Genomic DNA, 19,965 nt, shown 5'->3' with positions numbered 1-19,965 from the left:
ATGATCCGTTTTCGGCACACACCGGAACCGGCAACTCCTGAAGAGGCACCTGCGCTGTGAAAGAATTTATCATCCAACGTTATCGGCCGGATCTGTCCGGACCTGTCATTCAGCCAACCCTGCTGCGGGTGGACGACGATGGCCGAATCGCCCACGTCGACCGCCATGCCGAGGCCATGTTCGGCTACGACGCCGGGGCGTTGATCAGACAACCGGTGCAACGCATTCTCGCGTCCCGGCAGGACGATCCCTTTGCCCCGGCCCACCGACACCACCTGGACAACGGCCAGACGGTGCTGGTGACCTTCCGCCACAAGGATGGCTTCTTTTTTACCGCCATTCTGGGCTTGCGCATGGAAATGCGCGATTCAGACCAGGCCGCCAACGCCACCATTTCCCTGAAAGACAGCGGCGACATGGACAGCCGCCTGTTACGACTGGCAGAACAAGGCGCGGGTTTCGGGCTCTGGGAGCTGGATATGACCTCCAATGAGATCAGCTGGTCTGAGGGCATGTACCGTTTGCTGGAGTTGCGCCCCGGGACGGAATTGTCACCCGAGCAGGCCTTGTTTTACTGCCAGGTCGGCCAGAACCGCGTGCGCGCCCTGTTCCGCCGCTGCATGCGCACGGGCCGGCCGTTCAGTATGGAGCTGTCGGTACTGACCAGCCGGCAACGTTTGCAACGAGTCATCCTGTCGGGCCGCGCCCTGAAAAGCGGCGGCCGGATCCAGAAGCTCGGTGGCGTGATGGTCAACCACAGTGAAGCCATGCTACATGACCACGCCCGGCAGCAGGCCCAGAGGATTCTGGAAGCAACCGCCAGCGCCACGCCAGACCTCGTGGTCGCTGTCGACACCAGCCTGAACCTGTTGCATTTCAACGCTCCCTGGGCAGAACAGTTCCGAAACGCCTTTGGCGCCGAACCAAGGCCCGGCGACAACCTTAAAACCCTGCTTGCCGACTTCACCAACGAACGGCGCATGATAGAGCGCCTGTGGCAACGTGCCTTTGACCGGGAGCACTTCGTGGCCGAGATGCCCCTGAACCGCCAGGGCGAAGGCCTGCCAGTCTACGAATTTCATTTCCAGAATATTCAGGGCCTGCAAGGCGAGGTGGTCGGTGCCGTCCATGTTGCCAAAGACATCAGCAATCGTGTCCAGCACAGCGGCAGCGGCGACTACCGGATGCGCCATGACCCGGTGACCGGATTGATGAACCGGCGCTCCTTTGTCGAGCATCTGGAACGGGCCATGAAGCATAAGCGCAAACGCCAGTCGATGGACGGCTTGCTGCTGCTCGACCTGGACAGTTTTGAACAGTTCAACGAACAGGCCGGCAGTGGCACCTGCGATCGGTACCTGCGTGAATTGGCCGGTATGCTCGGGCTGCGGGTGCGCCAGCGGGACGCCCTGGCCCGGCTGTCCGGTGACACCTTTGCTCTGTTCATAGAGAACTGCCCCGAACCCAGGGCCCGCAAGATTGCCGAGGAAATCCGGGAGCAGATTGCCCAGTTCCAGTTTGAATGGCAGGGCAGACAGTTACAGACCACCGCCAGTGGCGGCCTGCTGATTCTCGGAACCGACGCTCCGCTCCAGCCTGAACAACTACTGACCCAGGCCGCCGACCTGTGCCATACCGCCAAGACCTCCGGGCGCAACCGTATCCACACCACCCAGGCCTTGCCCGGCGAGTTGGCCAATCGGGGCACCGACCGCCAGCTTGAACAGCTGCATCAGGCCCTGGATAACGGCCAGCTGATTCTGGAGTTTCAATCCCTCAAGCCGGTGGCCAGCGTCACCTGGGGTGACCACATTGAAATCCTGTGCCGGATTCCGGGTACAGGCGACGACTCGCCCCTGCTGCCGGAGCAGTTCCTGCCAGTAGCAGAACGGTTTGACCTGGCCAAGCGCCTGGACCGCCAGGTTATCCGACAGACTCTCCAGTGGCTGAGCCAGCATCGACTGTTGGAGCCAAGGCTGAAGTACTGCGGCTTCAACCTGTCCCTGGCCACCATTCTGGATGACACCTTTGCTGATTTCATGGAACAACAGGTGCGCCAGACCCCGTTCCAGCCCCATTGTTTCTGCCTGGAGATCCGGGAATCCCACGCCACCCAGTATCCCGATGAGGTAGCCGTATTATGTGACGCCCTGCACCGGGCGGGGTGCCGGGTTGCCCTGGAAGGGGCGGGGGCATCCGTGGAAAGCTACAGCCTGGCCGCCAACCTGCCGGTGGATATCATCAAACTGGACCGGCGCATCATGAACGATCTGGAACGTGATCCGGTGCAGCAGATCATGGTGGATGCCCTGCATCGGATTGCCGAAACCGCCGGCAAGGAAACCGTCGCCACCTTTATAGAGAACGATGAAACCCTCAGGAAAGTCCGAACCCTGGGCATTCACTTTGGCCAGGGTTACCGTTTGTCACGGCCGCGGCCGCTGGAAGAGCTCAAGCCAGCGGAGGTAGAACTCAGCACCGGCCGGATAGGCGGGTAAGCGGTTGCTGGGAGCCGCCTACCAGCCCTCCATCGGGACGCCATGTTCCCTGAGGTAGTCACCGTGCTTTTCAAGATAATTTTTGGTGCCCACCTCAAAATCATCCGGGTCACCCGGTACTTCCGTGGCCTGCATGCGCATCACCTCGATTTCGTTGCCAATCTGGTTCGAAATCCAGACCACCACGGTGCCGCCGGGTGCCAGGCCAATGGTCAAGAAGTGCCGGGGGCCGGAATACACACCCATCGGCGTCTTGTAGGTTGCCGGCTCCCGCATTCGGTCCAACAGGTCTTCCGGCACTTGAATGATCTTGGTGTAATATTTCTGCTCCGCGTAGGAAAACCAGTTGACCAGAATCAGTTCCGGAAAGGGGTCAACTCCGGCCCCAGCTCCAGTTGGGCCACGGGGCCCCTTCCAGCAACACCCCACCGCGCCGATGGGCTGGCGCCAGCTCCGCTCACCCGACTTCTCCAGAAACATGTCGGTCACCCACACTTCGTAGTGCTGTGGTGCCGCTATCCTGATCATCCAAAGAGTGTCGTCTGCCTTCGACCACGCTGAACACCCGCTGCCCAACAGGGCCATGGCCACTATGCCTATGGCCAGAATTTTCTGAATCATCATTCGCCCTCTGTTTGTGGATAAACCAGGCGCTCCCCGGAGAGCACCGGTGCATGGGGATGCAATCCCTCTAACTTCGCAGGTGTTCCCGCCACCAGGGTTTCGATGCCGTTGTAGTGTGCGGAGTAATGGATATAGCGCTGGAGCAACAGGTGTTCATGTTCCGTGGTCAATGAAGGGGCGTCGCTCCCTTGTTCAACCTGTTCCAGGAGTTGTTGCAGGATGGGGGTCAGTTCATCTGGCAAGGTATTGTCGGTTCTCCTGGTATCGATATCTTGCAGCGGCGCACCGCTATCGGTGGCCAGCCGATGCATCAACCTCAAGGCCACCTGCGAATACTCCCCCCGCACCTGGCGCAGCATCCGCAACACCAGTTCCACCCGGCCATCCGGCGCCGGGTGCTCCTGGCGCCGGGTAACAATTTCCAGTCGGGCTGGTCCTTCAGGGCCCAGGTCTTTCGGCCAGGCCTGCAATTGTTCGGATTGCCGTACCGGCAGGTTGTCGGGGCCAATCCAGCCAGCGGCCTCTACCTGTTGCCGTTTGGCCTCCAGGTTGTCCCACTGCAGGGTTTTGTCCGGCCAGCGCAGCCGGTCGCGAGGTATCGGCAACCTGGGGCTTAACAGCACGTCCTCGCGCTGGCTGTCGCCGTAACCACCTCCAATATCGGAATGAACCCCAGGCAGGGAGATTTCCCGGAAGTTGGCCGGCAAGCTACCGTCGCGGCTTCGCAGACTGTTCAGAGCAAAGTTCCTGCGGTGCTCATGGGCGGCGGTCAGGTGCACTGCATGGCGCACCTTGTCCGAATTCAGGTACAGCTTTACCGGGTAGTTGCGGTTGTTATGAGCCGATAAATCACCAGCGGCCGGGTTAACGATGGCGGCCACGGAATCGAATAGTCCCACGAAGCGAATTTCTACCGTCTCCGGCCAAGGAATATGGTTCTGAGCCAGTATCTCGGCGAGCAGGCCGCTTTCCCCCTGATTAATCTCATGCGCAGCGTGGCGGGCCGCAGCAGCCCCCCGACTGAAGCCGAACAGATCCAGGGTCAACCGATTAATAGGCTTATCTTGAAATGTGTCTTTGGCCTGCTGGGCCAGTTGAGAGAAGGCGTAGGTTACCTGTGGGACAATGCCAGCCTCCCCCATGCCGGTGGCTGCGCTATACAGCACATCATCATCGCCGGTCTTGGTGCCCGCCCCAGGAGCATAGATTTTACGCCGGTAGGTGCTGGTACCCTCCTCCTCTTTTTCTTCTTCGATGTACAAATCCCACAACTTAGCCACATTGCTGGCGGCATTGGCGTAACTGTCACCCAACATCAGGCCCATCCGCCGCTCACACTCTTCCCGGCTGATGGTGTTGTTCTCGTAGGGAATCAGGCACTCCTGCTCCAGCTGCTCTTTAAAAGCCTGGGTATTCGCGGCATTGTTCATGGTGCCGTCGGTAAACAAGCCAACTTCCAGATGAATCTTGGGAGAAGGTTCCCGGGAGGAGTCCTCCTTGGCGCCTTCGGCGGCGGATGCGGACATCAGAACGGGAGCCACTAGCGCGGAAGCCCCTAAGGGCAGGCTCAGCCGGTGGTCATCTTCGCTGCCCTGAGCCGCCTGCTCCTGACGCTGACACTGCCGGTAGTGCATCGAGAACATATTCACTTCCAGCGCCCCAACCCCCCAGGGGTCAGATTGGCGCAACTGATCGGGGGTCACGCCGCATTCGTTCAGTTGCGCCACGGCGCTCTCAATCGCAGAAGGCGTGTATATCCAGCTATCATTTACCCGCCACCGCCCCCCGGCAGGCAAGCTGTCATCTGGCTGCCAGGTCACCATGGGGGAGAAGGGGCCATCCCAGCCTTCACAGACCAACATCAGCTCACCGTCTTTCACCGCCCGGTGGACAGTCTCGGCTATGTTGCCTCGGCCACGGTAGTGGTGCCTGAATAACGAGTGCATGTTTGAACGAACATGGTCGTTCTCTTTAACCAGGCGCCTGGCCTTATCGGCGGCGAAAAAGGGGGTTTCAACGTGGGGAAGATCACAGGCTCTCAGCTCCGAGGGCCTGACCAGTTTCATGAAGCTCATCGTCAGCATTCCTTGTTGACGGTAGAAAATGGGTAAGAATCAGTCGGCAATCCTAGCCGATATTTCGTATTTATGACAAAACCGCACTTCACGGTTTTGTCATAAATCTTCTACGCTGATCAGCCTATGACACACCCATGGACTACACCAGCCTTAGCCCCTTCCGGGCGCGGGCCACCGCCGCACGCACCTGGTTCGGTGCGGTGCCGCCCAGGTGATCACGGGCCTGCACGGAGCCTTCCAGGGTCAGCACGTCAAACACATCCTCACCAATTACGTCGGAGAACTGCTGCAGTTCTTCCAGGGTCATCTCGGACAGATCACGGCTTTCGGCCACACCAAAAGCAACAGACTTGCCGACGATTTCGTGGGCATCCCGGAAAGGCACGCCTTTCTTGACCAGGTAGTCGGCCAGATCGGTGGCGGTAGAGAAGCCCCGCTTGGCTGCTACCCGCATGTTATCGGCCTTGGCTTCGATCGCCGGAATCATGTCGGCGTAGGCCTTCAGGCAGCCCTTGATGGTATCGACAGTGTCGAACAGCGGCTCTTTGTCTTCCTGATTGTCCTTGTTGTAGGCCAGCGGCTGGCTCTTCATCAGGGTCAGCAGACTGATCAGGTGACCATTGACCCGGCCGGTCTTGCCGCGCACCAGCTCCGGCACATCCGGGTTCTTCTTCTGGGGCATGATGGAGGACCCGGTGCAGAAGCGGTCCGGCAGGTCGATGAAATCAAACTGGGCCGAGGTCCACAGCACCAGCTCTTCACTGAACCGGGACAGGTGGGTCATCAGCAGCGCGGCAAAGCTGCAGAATTCGATGGCGAAGTCCCGGTCAGACACCGAATCCAGGCTGTTTTCAGTCGGCCGGTCAAAGCCCAGCAGCTCGGCAGTCAGGTTGCGGTCGATCGGGTAAGTGGTGCCGGCCAGGGCGGCAGCGCCCAGGGGCATCACATTCACCCGCTTGCGACAATCCTGCAGACGATCGGCATCACGCACCAACATTTCGTACCAGGCCAGCAAATGGTGGCCAAAGGTAACCGGCTGGGCGGTCTGCAGGTGGGTGAAGCCGGGCATAATGGTGTCCGCTTCACGCTCGGCCAGATCCAACAGGCCAGCCTGCAGGCGGGCCAGTTCCTCGGCAATCACGTCGATTTCGTCCCGCAGGTACAGGCGGATGTCGGTGGCTACCTGGTCGTTACGGCTGCGGCCGGTGTGCAGCTTTTTACCGGTAATGCCGATGCGGTCGGTCAGCCGGGCTTCGATGTTCATGTGCACGTCTTCAAGGCTGACAGACCATTCGAAGCGGCCGGCCTCGATGTCTTCCTTCACGCCTTTCAGACCATCAATAATCTGGTCTCGCTCAGCGTCAGTGAGCACACCCACTTGAGCCAGCATGGTGGCATGGGCGATGGAGCCGGTAATATCATGGTGATACAGGCGCTGGTCAAAACCGACCGACGCAGTGAAGCGCTCAACAAAGGCGTCTGTGGGCTCGCTGAAGCGGCCACCCCAGGGTTTTTCGGAGGATGTGGTCTGGTCAGACTTTTTCTGATCCGTCATGGTCTATCTTTCCTGCTGACAGCCCGGCATCATCACGCCGGCAATGGATAAGTGAAAATTTGCCGCAGTATAGCATTCTGACCACGGTTAAGGAGACTCCCCTGGGAACCGACAAAGGCATCAACAAGAAGGACTCCACCGACTTCTACGTGCCCGATCTTTGCCGGGTGCGGGCGGTGTTCCTGCTGCTGGTCACCAGTGAGCTTTTTGTCCTGGTGTTGTCTATCGTGCAGGCCGAGCGCGGCTGGATAGACTGGAACTACTTCGGCTTGCTGTCCCTGTTCGTACAGTGGACCACCCTCACCAGTGCCGCACTGATCTGCCTGCTGCGGCCATGGCTGGCGCAAATGAGCGTCGCCCGCGCCACCCTCGCCATTGTGGTCATTGTGCTGCTGGATGTGCTGGCTTTCAGCCTGTTTGCCGACAACGTATTGCACCCGCAGCCGGGGGTTGCGCTGTGGCAGGGCATTGCCAAGAAACTGTTGGTGGCACTGCTGATCGTGCTGATGGTGTTACGCTACTTTTACCTGCAGGACCAGTGGCAACAACAGCGAGAGGCCGAAATGCAGGCCCGGCTGACGTCGCTGCAGGCCAGGATCCAGCCCCATTTCCTGTTTAACAGCATGAACACCATTGCCAGCCTGATTGCCAGCAATCCGGAACAGGCAGAAGAGGCGGTTCTGGATCTGTCCGAGCTGTTCCGGGCCAGCCTGCGCACCGATGATCAACTGGTACCACTCAGCCGTGAACTGGAGCTGTGCCAACGCTATCTGGCCATTGAAGCCCTGCGCCTGGGAGACCGGTTAAAGCTGGACTGGGACATACAGCCGGGCCTCGAGCAACAGGCCATTCCTCCGCTGACCTTACAACCGCTGGTAGAGAACGCCATCTACCACGGCATTCAGCCCAGACCCGAAGGCGGCACAGTGCGGATCGAGGTGTACGGCAAAGGCCATTTTGTATACTTGATGGTCCAGAACCCGAAACCGGAGTCCAGCAACCGCCAGCACCAGGGCAACCAGGTGGCCCTTGTTAACATCCAGGCCAGGCTCCAGGCTTTGTTCGGCGAGCCAGCGGTTCTCAAACACAGCCATCAACACAACATCTACACAGTTACCCTCAGGCTGCCCGCAAGGACAGCAAGCTGACAAAACAGACCAGGCGACCGCAGGAGCACCATGAACCAACAACCGCAGCGCATTCTGATCGCAGACGACGAACCCCTGGCCCGGCAGCGCATTCAGCGCCTGGTGGAAGAACTGCCGGAATACCGGGTGTGCGGTGAAGCGAGCGATGGCAATGACGCCCTGCGCAAGGTGGCCGAGCTGGAACCGGATATCCTGCTGATGGACATTCGCATGCCGGGCATGGACGGCATGGAAGCGGCGCACCAGCTGAGCCAGCTCAGCAACCCGCCGGCGGTTATTTTCTGTACAGCCTACGACCACTATGCCATCCAGGCGTTCGAGGTTCGCGCCATCGCCTACCTGCTCAAACCGGTGCGACGGGAGGCTCTGGCAGACGCCTTGGCTCGGGCGGGAAAGGTCAACCGGGTTCAGCTCCAGGCCTTGACCCACAACAGCGACCTGACCACCGAACAGGTTGCCGTGCGCACCCACCGGGGAACAGAACTGATTGATCTTACAGACATCCGCTACTGCGAAGCGGACCAGAAATACGTCACCCTGCACCACAGCCGGGGTGAAACGGTCTGTGATTACACCCTGAAAGAACTGGAGCAGGCGTATCCGGAAAAACTGTTACGCATTCATCGGCATACCCTGGTCGGCGTGCGTTTCATCCAGGCCCTGCGGCGCAACAGCGATGGTCAGAGTATGCTGGCACTGAACGACTCAGACACCCTGCTACCGGTCAGCCGCCGCCATGCCAGCCATGTCAGGCAGTGGTTGCAGGAGCACCAACCCTCCCCCTGACGGGGTACAGGGCCGTCTACGGCGGGACTTTTTCACTGCCACAAGGTAACCTTGGGGCACATTTTTTCCTACGACTGTGAGTGCCATGTCAACACGAACCCTTCGCATTGCAACCCGCAGCAGCGCCCTGGCGTTGTGGCAGGCGGAATTCATCAAATCCGAACTGGAAAGGCTGCACGATCACATCACCGTGGAGCTGGTGAAGATCAAAACCCAGGGCGACAAGATTCTGGACGTGCCCCTGGCCAAGATTGGTGGCAAGGGGCTGTTTGTGAAGGAGCTGGAAGAAGCCATGCTTGACGGCCGGGCCGACCTTGCGGTGCATTCCATGAAAGACGTGCCCATGGAATTCCCGGAGGGCCTTGGCCTGGTGGCTATCTGTGAGCGGGAAGACCCGACCGATGCGTTTATCAGCAATCAGTACGATCATCTGGACCAACTGCCCCAGGGTGCCGTGGTTGGCACCTCAAGTCTGCGCCGCGAAACCCAGCTCAGGGCCAACCGCCCGGACCTGGAAATCAAGATGCTGCGAGGCAACGTCAACACCCGATTGGCCAAGCTGGATGCCGGCGAATACGACGCCATTGTTCTGGCCAGCTCCGGCCTCAAGCGCCTGGGCTTCCACGACCGGATACGCTACTGCATGCCGGATACTGTCTCGCTTCCGGCCGTTGGCCAGGGCGCGCTGGGTATTGAATGCCGCCTTGATGACAGCGAGCTGCGGGCACTGCTGGCACCACTGAATCACGACGATACTTCTGACCGGGTGAAAGCAGAAAGGGCCCTGAACCGGCGCCTCGAAGGGGGTTGCCAGGTTCCCATTGCCGCCTATGCCCTGCTGGAAGACGACAACACATTGTGGCTGCGCGGGCTGGTGGGCGCTGTCGACGGCACCGAGATTTTTCGGGTAGAAGGCCGCGCGCCCCGCGCCGAAGGCGAACGCCTGGGCCGTGAACTGGCGGAGCAGCTGCTGGCTATGGGTGCTGACAAGGTACTGGCTGAGATCTATGGCCACACCCCAAGCTGATCGGAATAGCCAGGCCCTGCCCTTGCAGGGCCGGCGCGTACTGATTTGCCGGCCAGAACCCGAGGCAAGCCGCCTGGCACAGGCTTTTCAGGCCGCCGGCGCCGAAGTTCGCCGGATGCCCCTGATGGCCAGGGAGCCGCTGCCTGCAACACCAGAGCGCCGGTCGACCCTTCAGGATCTGGACCACTTCGCTCACATCATTGCCGTCAGCCCCTACGCAGCCAGCTTGCTGCTTGATGAGATCGATCACTGGTGGCCCCAGGTGCCCATGGGCATCCAGTGGTATGGCGTGGGTGCCGGCACCGCCGCGGTTTTCGCCCACCACGGTCTGAGCCCGAACAAGCCAGACAATGGCTGGACCAGTGAAGCCCTGCTGGCCCTGCCGGGATTGCAGAATCTAAACCACGAAAAAGTGCTACTGGCACGGGGAGAAGACGGCCGCGAGCTGATCCGACAGACCCTGGAGCAACGAGGTGCCCGTGTAACGGTTCTGCCGCTGTACCGACGCTTCCGGCCGTACTATGCTGCCAACGACTTAGAAGACAATTTCGCTGGGTTCCGGCCGGAGGTGATTATTGCGCTTTCCGGTGAAACCCTGAACAATCTGGTAGAGGCCAGCAGCGCGTTCCTGGCGACCCTGAACAATGCGCTGCTGGTGGTTCCAGCGGAACGAGTCTCGGAGCAGGCCCGCAAGGCCGGCTTCAGGAATGTGCTGGTTCCGGACGGCCTGGCTGACCAGGATCTGGTGACCAGTGTGGCTTCCTGGCTGATGCAGGAGGCCGGTGACAACGGTAAACCAAGTAAGGATGCCCGTGACTGAAACAACAAAGCAACTGCCCGCTCCGGTAAACCCTGCCAATTCCGCCCGCGTGCGCCTGTGGCCGGTATGGCTGATTGCCATGCTGGCGCTGATTATTGCCCTGGCCCTCGCGTTCTGGAACTGGCAACAATGGCAAACCCACAAAACCACTATGCTGGTGATCCAGGAGTTGCGCCAGGATACGGCACAACTGGAAGACCGTTATGGCAGCCGTGGCAGCGAGCAGAGCCAGCGCCTTCAGTCACTGGAGAATAACCTTTCAGCCCAGCGCGAGCTGATCGCCACCCAGCAGCGACAGATTGACCACAATGCCCGGGAACTGCTTGAGGCCGGGAATCGTACCCGTACCGACTGGCTGCTGGCCGAGGCGGAATACCTGCTGCGCATCGCCAACCAGCGCCTGTTGATTGAGAAAGATATCCGGGGCGCCCTGTCTGCCCTGGAATCAGCGGATGAGGTTCTGCGGGAATCCGATGACATCGGGGTTTACCCGGTTCGCCAGCAACTGGCCCGGGAAATTCTGTCACTGCGTGGCATCCAGGGCGTCGACCGCACCGGACTGTACCTGAAACTGGAAGCGGCCATTGCCAGCATCCACGACCTGACTGACCAGGCCCTGATTCATGATCAGGCCCCCGGTTTCCAGATGACCGAAGACCCGAATGCCCCGACCGATGGCCGCAACATGTTTGTGCGGGGCTGGAATCGTTTCCTCGACACCCTCAAACAGGTGGTCGTGGTCCGTCGTCTGGACGAACCGGTCAAACCCCTGTTGTCGCCGGACCAGAGCGCCTGGGCTCGCCTTAACCTTCAGTTGATGCTGGAAGAGGCCGAAATGGCCGTGCTTCGGGGCAACCAGCCATTGTATGAACGGGCCCTGAACAAGGCCATCACCACCATAAACGACTGGTATGACGCCACCAATCCGGCGATCCGGGGACTGGCCGATACGCTGACGGAACTGGCGGACCGAAATGTGGACCCAACCCTGCCGGATATCAGCCAGTCCCTCGGCTTGCTGAAAGAGCGGCTGGCCGGTCGGCTGGCGACCGGCAATGATGACGCCTCCGGAACCGAACGCGGGGGCAATGACTCATGATCAGGCTTCTGCTGCTCCTGCTGGTCGCGCTGCTGGTTGGCACCGCATTATCCCTGGGGCTGACCTATGATCTTGGCTATATTCGCATCAGCCTGGGCCATTACCTGATTGAAACCAATTTCTGGGTGGGCCTCGGGCTGATAATCCTGCTGGTGGTATTGGCGGTTTCTCTGATCAATACCTTCAGGCACCTGCGCCACGGCACCGGGATGGTGGCCGGCTGGGTATCCCGGGGCAACGAACGCCGGGCCCGGCGCCGCACCACCCAGGGCCTGCTGGCACTAGCCGAGGGCAACTGGCCACGGGCCCGCAAGCTGCTGGCCACCTCGGCAGACAAAGCCGACACACCGCTGATCAACTACCTTGCTGCCGCCCAGGCGGCCTTTGAAACCGGTGACCACGAAGCGGTGGATGAGCTGTTGCGCAAAGCCTATGACAGCACCCCTGGCTCCAGCATGGCGGTAGGGCTGACCCAGGCCCAGCTGCAACTGGCAGGCAATCGGCTGGAGCAAGCCCTGGCCACCCTGCTGCGCCTTCGCAAGGAGTCGCCCCATCATCCGTTTGTGCTGAAGCTCCTGAAGAACACCTACCTGCGCCTGGAAGACTGGCGTGAGCTGTCCCGGTTGATACCAGAGCTTCGCAAGCGGGATGTATTGCCGGGCAAAGAGCTGGACGAGCTTGAACGGCAGGTATGGCATAACCTGCTGGAAAGGGCCGCAGAAGACACCCAGAAGCTGCGCAAAGACAACCCGGAGGCGTCTCTGGAACCGCTGACCCGGCTATGGGACGAGCTGCCCGGCTTTGTGCGCCGGGACGAATACACCATCCGGGATTACGCCAGCCTGCTGGCCAGGCTGGGTGACGAAGCCCAGGCCGAAACCCTGTTGCGCAAGGTACTGAGAAACCACTGGAGCGATGAGCTCATCAACCTGTATGGGCGGGTAAAGGGCAACCAGCCCGAAGAGCAACTGCTGATTGCCGAACAGTGGCTGAAAGACCGTCCCAATAATGCGGAGCTGTTGCTGGCCCTGGGCCGCCTCAGCCTGCGTAACGAGCTCTGGGGCAAGGCAAAAGAGTATTTCCAGACCAGCCTGCACCTGCGCCGTAGCCGGGAAACCCTGGCCGAGTTAAGCCGGCTGAATGCTCACATGGGCGAAGAGGAAGCCAGTATCAAGCTGCTCATGCAGGGTCTGGAAAGCGATAACAGTTTGCCAGACCTGCCCATGCCAAGGGCCTGACACTGGAACCAAAAAGGCCGGATGGTTACCATCCGGCCTTTTTGGTTCACCATGGCGGCGTTCAATCCCGCGGAGCGTATTCCAACACATCCGAAAAGAACGCCTGCTTTGGTAACCCTTCAGCCATCAACGCATCCATCAGGGTGTAGACCATGGCTGGCGAGCCACTGGCATGCACTTCCACATTTTGCCAGTCTGCCCCGGATGCCAGCACGGCACCCACCAACTGATCGTGATGGCCACCCCAATCGTTGTCCTCGTCGTCACCGACCACCGGGAAGAAGCTGAACGGTGGCCAGTCGTCATGCCATTGCTGGGCCAGCGACCGCAGGTACATATCCTCGTGCTTGCGCACCCCCCAGTACAATTTGACCGGGTGCTGGAAACGGGTTTCCTGCAGGAATTCGCACAGGCTTTTCATCTGTGCAAAACCGGTACCTGCCGCCACCATCAGCACCGGTTTGTCCGGCGCGGCAGCCAGGCACGCCTTGCCGTGAGGCAACTCCACGGTAACATCCTGCCCTGAGGTCAGGGCATCAATCACCTTCTGGGCAGACACCCAGTCTGGCGAGGCCTGGATGTGCAACTCGATATTGGCGGCCGACGGACTGCTGGCAATTGAAAAATAGCAGGGCTCGGCACCTGGAAGGTTCACCGACAGGTACTGGCCGGCGTGAAAAGCCACCTCGCGGCGCTTCGGCAACTGCAATTCAACCCGATACACATCGTGACTGATGGAGCGCACGTCCACCACTTTTGCCAGGTATTGCCGGGGTTGATGATTTCCTGATGCCATAACGGCGGGTATCTCCAGTTTCAGGTCAGTCAGCGCCAAAGTTCGACACATCATTAAACGCTCACCAACCGTGATTAGTTTCTGATTACGGGTATTCAGGGCCAGACCGGACACCAGCCGGGCCTCACAGATTTCACAAACGCCATTTCTGCAGGCGGCCGGCACCTGAATCCCGGATTCAGCAGCGGCCAGCAGCAAGTCCGTATCGTCTGCCACCTGAAAACCCAGGCCGGATGGCTTAAGCCGAATCCGATGCATCCGGCCGCTCCTGTCAATCGGGGCGGGCGGCGGGAATTTCAATGCCGAGGCTGTCCCACAGGTCGTCCACCCGCTGCTTGACCTCATCGGTCATGGTGATCGCGGTGCCCCACTCCCGATCGGTCTCACCGGGCCATTTGTTGGTGGCATCCAGGCCCATTTTTGAACCCAGGCCAGACACCGGCGAGGCGAAGTCGAGATAGTCGATCGGTGTATTCTCCACCATCGTGGTGTCCCGAACCGGGTCCATCCGAGTGGTCATGGCCCAGATCACATCTTCCCAGCTGCGGGCATTCACATCGTCATCGGTGACAATCACGAACTTGGTGTACATAAACTGCCGCAGGAACGACCATACGCCCATCATCACCCGTTTGGCATGGCCCGGGTACTGTTTTTTCATGGTAACGATGGCCAGCCGATAGGAGCAGCCTTCCGGAGGCAGGTAGAAATCCACAATCTCCGGAAACTGCTTCTGCAGGATCGGAATAAACACTTCGTTCAACGCCACCCCGAGCACCGCCGGCTCATCGGGCGGGCGACCGGTGTAGGTGCTGTGGTAAATCGGGTCACGGCGGTGCGTGATTCGCTCCACGGTGAACACCGGGAAATGATCCACCTCGTTGTAATAACCGGTATGGTCGCCGAAGGGGCCCTCCGGAGCCATGTCGTCCGGGTAGATAAACCCTTCCAGCACGATCTCGGCGCTGGCCGGTACCTGCAAATCACTCAGGCCAGCCTTGACCAGCTCGGTACGGGCACCCCGTAACAACCCGGCGAAGGCGTACTCGGACAACGAATCCGGCACCGGGGTAACAGCGCCGAGAATGGTTGCCGGGTCCGCGCCCAGGGCCACCGCCACCGGATAGGGTTTGTCCGGGTTGGCCCGGCGGAATTCCTGATAGTCCAACGCCCCGCCCCGATGGCTGAGCCAGCGCATGATTAACCGGTTGCGACCAATCACCTGCTGCCGATAGATTCCCAGGTTCTGGCGCTCTTTATTGGGCCCACGGGTGATTACCAGCGGCCAGGTTACCAACGGGCCGGCGTCACCGGGCCAGCAGTGCTGTACCGGAATCTGGTACAGGTCAACCTGGTCCTTGTCGATCACCACGTCCTGGCAGGGTGCCGAGCGGAGCACTTTCGGGCTCATGCGCATCACCTGTTTGAAGATCGGCAGTTTTTCGATGGCATCCCTGAAGCCCTTGGGGGGATCCGGCTCTTTCAGGAACGCCAACAGCTTGCCAACCTCCCGCAATGCCGCCACGTCTTCCTGCCCCATCCCCAGCGCCACCCGTTTGGGAGTGCCAAACAGGTTGGCCAACACGGGCATGTCGTAGCCTTTCGGGTTTTCAAACAACAACGCCGGCCCACCGGCCCGCAGTGTGCGGTCGCAGATTTCGGTCATTTCCAGGTGGGGGTCGACTTCTACGCTGATGCGTTTCAGCTCACCCAGCTTTTCCAGCTGGCTGATGAAGTCTCTCAGGTCGCTGTATTTCATGGTGTGCTCCGTTTCTGGTCTACGGTACTACGGAGTTTGGGCTTATCCGGACTGCCCTGCATTTAGCCTTTTGATTTTTTAGTTCGGAGTTTGAACAAGGCCGGGAGAGGGTGTCAAAACGGAAAACGGTGGTTTTCCTGATGGTTTTGACACCCTCTCCCGGCCTTGTTCTTTGAACTTTGGGGGGTACGCCCCGAAATCAGACACGCATAGAGACCAGTATCAACGACGCTTCATGGACTGGAAGAACTCGTCGTTGGTTTTGGTGTCACGTAGCTTGTCTAGCAGGAACTCCAGTGCACCGGTGTCGTCGTCCATGGAGTGCAGCAGCTTGCGCAGAATCCACACGCGCTGGATGTCTGCCTCGCTCATCAGCAGGTCTTCACGGCGGGTGCCGGAACGACGGATGTTGATGGCCGGGTAGACACGCTTCTCGGCAATCTTGCGGTCCAGGTGCACTTCCATGTTACCGGTGCCCTTGAACTCCTCGTAGATAACCTCGTCCATCTTGGAACCGGTATCCACCAGCGCGGTCGCCAGGATGGTCAGGCTGCCGCCCTCTTCCACATTCCGGGCCGCACCGAAGAAGCGTTTGGGCTTTTCCAGGGCATGGGCGTCAACACCACCGGTGAGCACCTTGCCGGAAGACGGAATCACCGTATTGTAGGCGCGGGCCAGGCGGGTGATGGAGTCCAGCAGGATGATGACATCTTTCTTGTGCTCGACCAGGCGCTTGGCCTTTTCGATCACCATTTCCGCTACCTGCACGTGACGAGCCGGCGGCTCATCGAAGGTGGAGGCTACAACCTCGCCGCGCACGGTGCGCTGCATTTCAGTCACTTCTTCCGGGCGCTCGTCAATCAGCAGCACCATCAGGTGACATTCCGGGTTGTTGCGGGCGATGGACTGGGCAATGCCCTGCATCAGCAGCGTTTTACCGGCCTTGGGCGGGGACACGATCAGGCCACGCTGGCCTTTACCGATCGGGGCTACCAGGTCGAGTACCCGAGACGAAAGGTCTTCGGTACTGCCGTTGCCCACTTCCAGGGTCAATCGCTCCTGGGGGAACAACGGGGTCAGGTTTTCAAACAGAATCTTGTTGCGGGCGTTGTCCGGCTTATCGAAGTTAATCTCGTTAACTTTCAGCAGGGCGAAGTAACGCTCACCATCCTTGGGAGGACGGATTTTACCGGAGACGGTATCGCCGGTACGCAGGTTGAAACGGCGAATCTGGCTGGGGGAAACATAGATATCGTCCGGGCCGGCCAGGTAGGAGGCGTCGCCGGAGCGAAGGAAGCCGAAACCGTCCTGCAGAATTTCCAGTACGCCGTCGCCGTAGATGTCTTCGCCGCTCTTGGCGTGTTTCTTCAGGATGGTGAAGATAACATCCTGTTTGCGCGAGCGAGCCAGGTTGTCCAGGCCCATTTCTTGCGCGATATCGAGCAATTCGGGCACAGATTTCTGCTTGAGTTCAGTAAGATTCATAATTTGTAGGATTGTCAGGAATGGAAGTAAACGACTGTTGGAATGACAGGGGTGCCCCTGAACGCATTGATCAAAAAAGCTGAAACATGGTGCTGGCTAGATGGAGCAACCGGTGCAGATGGAAGCCGGATTTGTTTGCTGAAGCCAGAGAGTGGGAACAACCGTTCGCCGGGCAAGCCGCATAATCGACCACCTTGAAGGCGTCTGTCAAGACCTCTGTCCAAAATTAAGTCAGTTTCATGATCTTCCGCCACCAGCACACCTCCCTCTGATGGGTTACTCCCTTCCCATCTGCGGCCCGTATACGGATACTGACACTAGTATTACTGATGAACGCATCTCGAATGCAGTAGAGCGGAGCCAAGCCATGAGCACTGAGCTTACGAATGAACTCAAACCTCTGAACATTGCTATTTTGACCGTATCTGACACACGGGGTTTCGAGCAGGACACCTCCGGGCAGTTCCTCGAAGACAGCGTGATTGAGGCCGGCCACCGACTGGTGTCTCGCCGGATACTTCCGGACGACGTTTACCTGATACGCGCTATTATTTCACAATGGATTGCGGACCAGGACGTTCAGGCGGTCATCATAACCGGCGGCACCGGCTTTCATGAACGAGACAGCACACCGGAAGCGGTCAAGCCCCTGCTGGACAAGGTCATTGAGGGTTTCGGCGAGGAATTTCGCCGGTTATCGGCGCTGGAGATCCGTTCTTCCACGATTCAGTCCCGGTCATTCGGTGGCATGGCCAACAACACCGTTATTTTCTGCCTGCCGGGTTCAACCGGTGCCTGCAGGACTGGCTGGGAAGGCATTCTGAAAGACCAGCTGGACAGCCGGCACGGCCCCTGCAACTATTCCGGACTGGTCATGCGCAAGCCAGAGCGTGCTTTCAGCCGGCTTCAGGAAGTCATTGGCAACCGCGCAGAAAAATAACCGGGAGGTACCATGGCAGGCTCTGACCTGATCTCTGTTGACGACGCTCTCAACTACATATTGAGTCGCGCCACCGCTGTCACACAATCCCAGGCGGTGCCGCTCAGCGAGTGTTTGGGGCGGGTCCTGGCCGAGAACCAGTATGTGCCGGCGGACGTTCCCCCGGCTGACAACAGCGCCGTGGATGGCTATGCGGTGTACCACTCAGACGTCGCACCCGGGCGGGCGCTGGTGGTCTCTGACCGGGTGCCGGCGGGCACGGCCCCCAAACCACTGGCGCCCGGTACCGCTGTGCGAATCTTCACCGGTTCAGAGATTCCGGAGGGCGCGAATGCGGTGGTGATGCAGGAGCGGGTGGAACGTACCGGTGACAACATCCTCATCATGGCCGAAGTCAGCGCCGGGCAGAACATTCGTCGTCGCGGACAGGACCTGACCCAGGGGGACCTGGCATTGCCCCGGGGCACCCTTATTCGCCCCCAGGAAATGGGCTTACTGGCCTCGATGGGCATCGCACAGGTGCCGGTACTGGACCGGTTGCGGGTGGCCATCCTGAGCACCGGCGATGAACTGGTACAACCCGGCGAGCCGCTTGCCCCCGGCCAGATTTACAACAGCAATCGCTACACCCTGCTCGGGATGCTGGCACAGGCGGGATGTGAGGCTATCCTCTGCGAGACCGTTCGGGATACTCGCGACGGCACCCGCCAAGCGCTGCAAGAGGCGGCAAGGAAAGCCGACCTGATTATCACCAGTGGCGGCGTGTCGGTGGGCGAAGAAGACCACGTGCGCGCAGTGCTCGAGGAGTCCGGCCGGCTGTCTTTATGGCGGATGGCCATCAAGCCTGGCAAACCATTGGCGTTCGGCAGCATTGACGACACGCCGGTGCTTGGGCTGCCCGGCAACCCGGCCTCTGTGTTGATTTCCTTTATGGTCATCGTGATGCCCTACATTCGCAAACGCCAGGGGCGACCCGACGCGCTGCCGATCGGGGAATGCCTGCCCGCAGACTTCACTACCCATTCACCATCCATCCGACGGGAGTTTGTGCGCGCCCGCAAGACAGGCAACGGGGCCACCGCTTCCGTGTCCGCTGCCCCGAACCAGAGCTCCGGCGTGCTGAGTGCCGCTTGCTGGAGCTCCGGCCTGGCGGTGGTGCCGGAAAACAGCACCATCAATATCGGTGACCCGGTGATGTATTACTCGTACCCTGAACTGATGAGCTGATCATGACTGACCAGAACCTGACTGTTCGCTTTTTCGCACGGCTTCGCGAGGAGCTTGATACCGAGAGCCTTGAGTTGCCGGCAACTCCGGGCCAAACCGTTGAGGGCGTGTTGTCAGAACTGGCCGCCCGTGGCGGCCCCTGGGCTCAACTGCAGGGCGACCAGCCGGTCATGGCGGCCGTCAATCAGGCCATGGCCAAACCATCAACGCCAGTCACGCCGGGCGATGAAGTGGCCTTTTTTCCACCGGTGACCGGAGGTTGAAATGATTTCTATCCAGACGGAAGATTTCGATGTCGGCGCGGAATACGAGGCGCTGCGCGCCTCCGGCTCCGGCACGGGTGCGGTGGCGACCTTTTCCGGGCTGGTGCGGGACTCAGGGGACCTGTCCGGGGTGACCGGGTTATTCCTGGAGCATTATCCCGGCATGACGGAACAGGTGATTCAGGGATTGATTGATTCCGCCTCCCAGCGCTGGGATGTCCGCAAGGCGAGGGTGATTCATCGGGTCGGGCGGCTGGCGCTGTCGGATCAGATCGTGTTTGTCGGCGTTTGCAGTGCTCACCGGGGGGACGCATTTGCAGCCTGCGAATTCATCATGGATGCCCTGAAAACGTCAGCCCCGTTCTGGAAAAAAGAAATCACCGGAGACACCGAACACTGGGTTGAGCAAAAAGACTCGGACCTGGACCGCTCCAGGGCCTGGAAATAAAGCTCACCTTGCGACTGACGGCCAATGAGGGTGATTGAGGCAATCGAGTAGGAGGGGGAGTTGCCTCCCCCGTCCTCTCACACCACCGGGCATACGGTTCCGTACCACGGCGGTTCACGGTTGGCTCTGAAGCCGAACCATCGTATCCAGCAAGCTTACCAGAGACAGGCCATT

Annotated in this window: 17 protein-coding genes; 11 read left to right on the top strand and 6 right to left on the bottom strand. The window is 59.8% G+C overall.

Annotated features, from left to right (window positions below; translation table 11 throughout):
- The first annotated feature begins 56 nt into the window (after nt 1–56).
- On the top strand, nt 57–2,498 hold the full coding sequence (locus J122_RS11910) for an EAL domain-containing protein (protein ID WP_061332521.1): 2,442 nt from the start codon (nt 57–59) through the stop codon (nt 2,496–2,498).
- A gap of 18 nt (nt 2,499–2,516) precedes the next feature.
- Here the strand turns inward: J122_RS11910 and J122_RS11905 are convergent, their stop codons facing one another.
- From J122_RS11905 to argH, 3 genes are all read right to left on the bottom strand, one after another.
- A complete protein-coding gene (locus tag J122_RS11905) occupies nt 2,517–3,122 on the bottom strand; it encodes a DUF2931 family protein (protein ID WP_227510188.1) in 606 nt (201 codons plus the stop codon).
- Nucleotides 3,119–5,197 carry a T6SS phospholipase effector Tle1-like catalytic domain-containing protein gene (locus tag J122_RS11900; protein ID WP_227510187.1) on the bottom strand — a complete coding sequence of 693 codons (2,079 nt, stop codon included), beginning with the start codon at nt 5,195–5,197 and terminating at the stop codon, nt 3,119–3,121. Before J122_RS11900 ends, J122_RS11905 begins: the two co-directional genes overlap by 4 nt.
- A 142-nt stretch (nt 5,198–5,339) precedes the next feature.
- Nucleotides 5,340–6,755 carry an argininosuccinate lyase gene (gene argH / locus J122_RS11895; protein ID WP_061332520.1) on the bottom strand — a complete coding sequence of 472 codons (1,416 nt, stop codon included), beginning with the start codon at nt 6,753–6,755 and terminating at the stop codon, nt 5,340–5,342.
- 59 nt (nt 6,756–6,814) lie between these two features.
- Here argH and J122_RS11890 point away from each other — a divergent pair, with 59 nt between their 5' ends.
- The 6 genes from J122_RS11890 to J122_RS11865 all read left to right on the top strand — a co-directional run bounded on the left by J122_RS11890 (nt 6,815) and on the right by J122_RS11865 (nt 12,873).
- Nucleotides 6,815–7,903 carry a sensor histidine kinase gene (locus J122_RS11890; protein ID WP_227510186.1) on the top strand — a complete coding sequence of 363 codons (1,089 nt, stop codon included), beginning with the start codon at nt 6,815–6,817 and terminating at the stop codon, nt 7,901–7,903.
- Between the two features lie 30 nt (nt 7,904–7,933).
- Complete coding sequence (locus J122_RS11885) at nt 7,934–8,689, top strand: LytR/AlgR family response regulator transcription factor (RefSeq protein ID WP_061332519.1); 756 nt, start codon at nt 7,934–7,936, stop codon at nt 8,687–8,689.
- A gap of 85 nt (nt 8,690–8,774) precedes the next feature.
- On the top strand, nt 8,775–9,716 hold the full coding sequence (gene hemC / locus J122_RS11880; RefSeq protein ID WP_061332518.1) for a hydroxymethylbilane synthase: 942 nt from the start codon (nt 8,775–8,777) through the stop codon (nt 9,714–9,716).
- On the top strand, nt 9,697–10,536 hold the full coding sequence (locus J122_RS11875) for a uroporphyrinogen-III synthase (RefSeq protein ID WP_061332517.1): 840 nt from the start codon (nt 9,697–9,699) through the stop codon (nt 10,534–10,536). The genes hemC and J122_RS11875 overlap by 20 nt, the downstream gene beginning before the upstream one ends.
- Nucleotides 10,523–11,635, top strand: a complete 1,113-nt coding sequence (locus J122_RS11870) for a uroporphyrinogen-III C-methyltransferase (protein WP_082780581.1) — start codon at nt 10,523–10,525, stop codon at nt 11,633–11,635. The genes J122_RS11875 and J122_RS11870 overlap by 14 nt, the downstream gene beginning before the upstream one ends.
- Complete coding sequence (locus J122_RS11865) at nt 11,632–12,873, top strand: heme biosynthesis HemY N-terminal domain-containing protein (protein ID WP_061332516.1); 1,242 nt, start codon at nt 11,632–11,634, stop codon at nt 12,871–12,873. The genes J122_RS11870 and J122_RS11865 overlap by 4 nt, the downstream gene beginning before the upstream one ends.
- Before the next feature lie 61 nt (nt 12,874–12,934).
- Here the strand turns inward: J122_RS11865 and J122_RS11860 are convergent, their stop codons facing one another.
- From J122_RS11860 to rho, 3 genes are all read right to left on the bottom strand, one after another.
- A complete protein-coding gene (locus J122_RS11860) occupies nt 12,935–13,927 on the bottom strand; it encodes a 2Fe-2S iron-sulfur cluster-binding protein (protein WP_061332515.1) in 993 nt (330 codons plus the stop codon).
- A gap of 13 nt (nt 13,928–13,940) precedes the next feature.
- On the bottom strand, nt 13,941–15,428 hold the full coding sequence (ubiD, locus tag J122_RS11855) for a 4-hydroxy-3-polyprenylbenzoate decarboxylase (protein WP_061332514.1): 1,488 nt from the start codon (nt 15,426–15,428) through the stop codon (nt 13,941–13,943).
- 222 nt (nt 15,429–15,650) lie between these two features.
- Nucleotides 15,651–16,913, bottom strand: a complete 1,263-nt coding sequence (gene rho / locus J122_RS11850) for a transcription termination factor Rho (RefSeq protein ID WP_058091947.1) — start codon at nt 16,911–16,913, stop codon at nt 15,651–15,653.
- Nucleotides 16,914–17,280: 367 nt separating this feature from the next.
- Here rho and moaB point away from each other — a divergent pair, with 367 nt between their 5' ends.
- From moaB to J122_RS11830, 4 genes are read left to right on the top strand one after another with little or no spacing between them, the layout of a single operon-like run.
- The gene (gene moaB, locus J122_RS11845) at nt 17,281–17,853 is read left to right on the top strand and encodes a molybdenum cofactor biosynthesis protein B (RefSeq protein ID WP_061332513.1); all 573 of its coding nucleotides are present in this window, start codon (nt 17,281–17,283) and stop codon (nt 17,851–17,853) included.
- A gap of 12 nt (nt 17,854–17,865) precedes the next feature.
- A complete protein-coding gene (glp, locus tag J122_RS11840; RefSeq protein ID WP_061332512.1) occupies nt 17,866–19,080 on the top strand; it encodes a gephyrin-like molybdotransferase Glp in 1,215 nt (404 codons plus the stop codon).
- Between the two features lie 2 nt (nt 19,081–19,082).
- A complete protein-coding gene (gene moaD / locus J122_RS11835; protein ID WP_061332511.1) occupies nt 19,083–19,343 on the top strand; it encodes a molybdopterin converting factor subunit 1 in 261 nt (86 codons plus the stop codon).
- A 1-nt stretch (nt 19,344) separates the two neighbouring features.
- Nucleotides 19,345–19,791, top strand: a complete 447-nt coding sequence (locus tag J122_RS11830; protein WP_061332510.1) for a molybdenum cofactor biosynthesis protein MoaE — start codon at nt 19,345–19,347, stop codon at nt 19,789–19,791.
- Nucleotides 19,792–19,965: the final 174 nt, after the last annotated feature.

It is taken from the genome of Marinobacter excellens LAMA 842 (assembly GCF_001574445.1).
Classification (GTDB): Bacteria; Pseudomonadota; Gammaproteobacteria; order Pseudomonadales; family Oleiphilaceae; genus Marinobacter; species Marinobacter shengliensis.
This window is presented reverse-complemented; position numbering and strand designations above follow the sequence as displayed.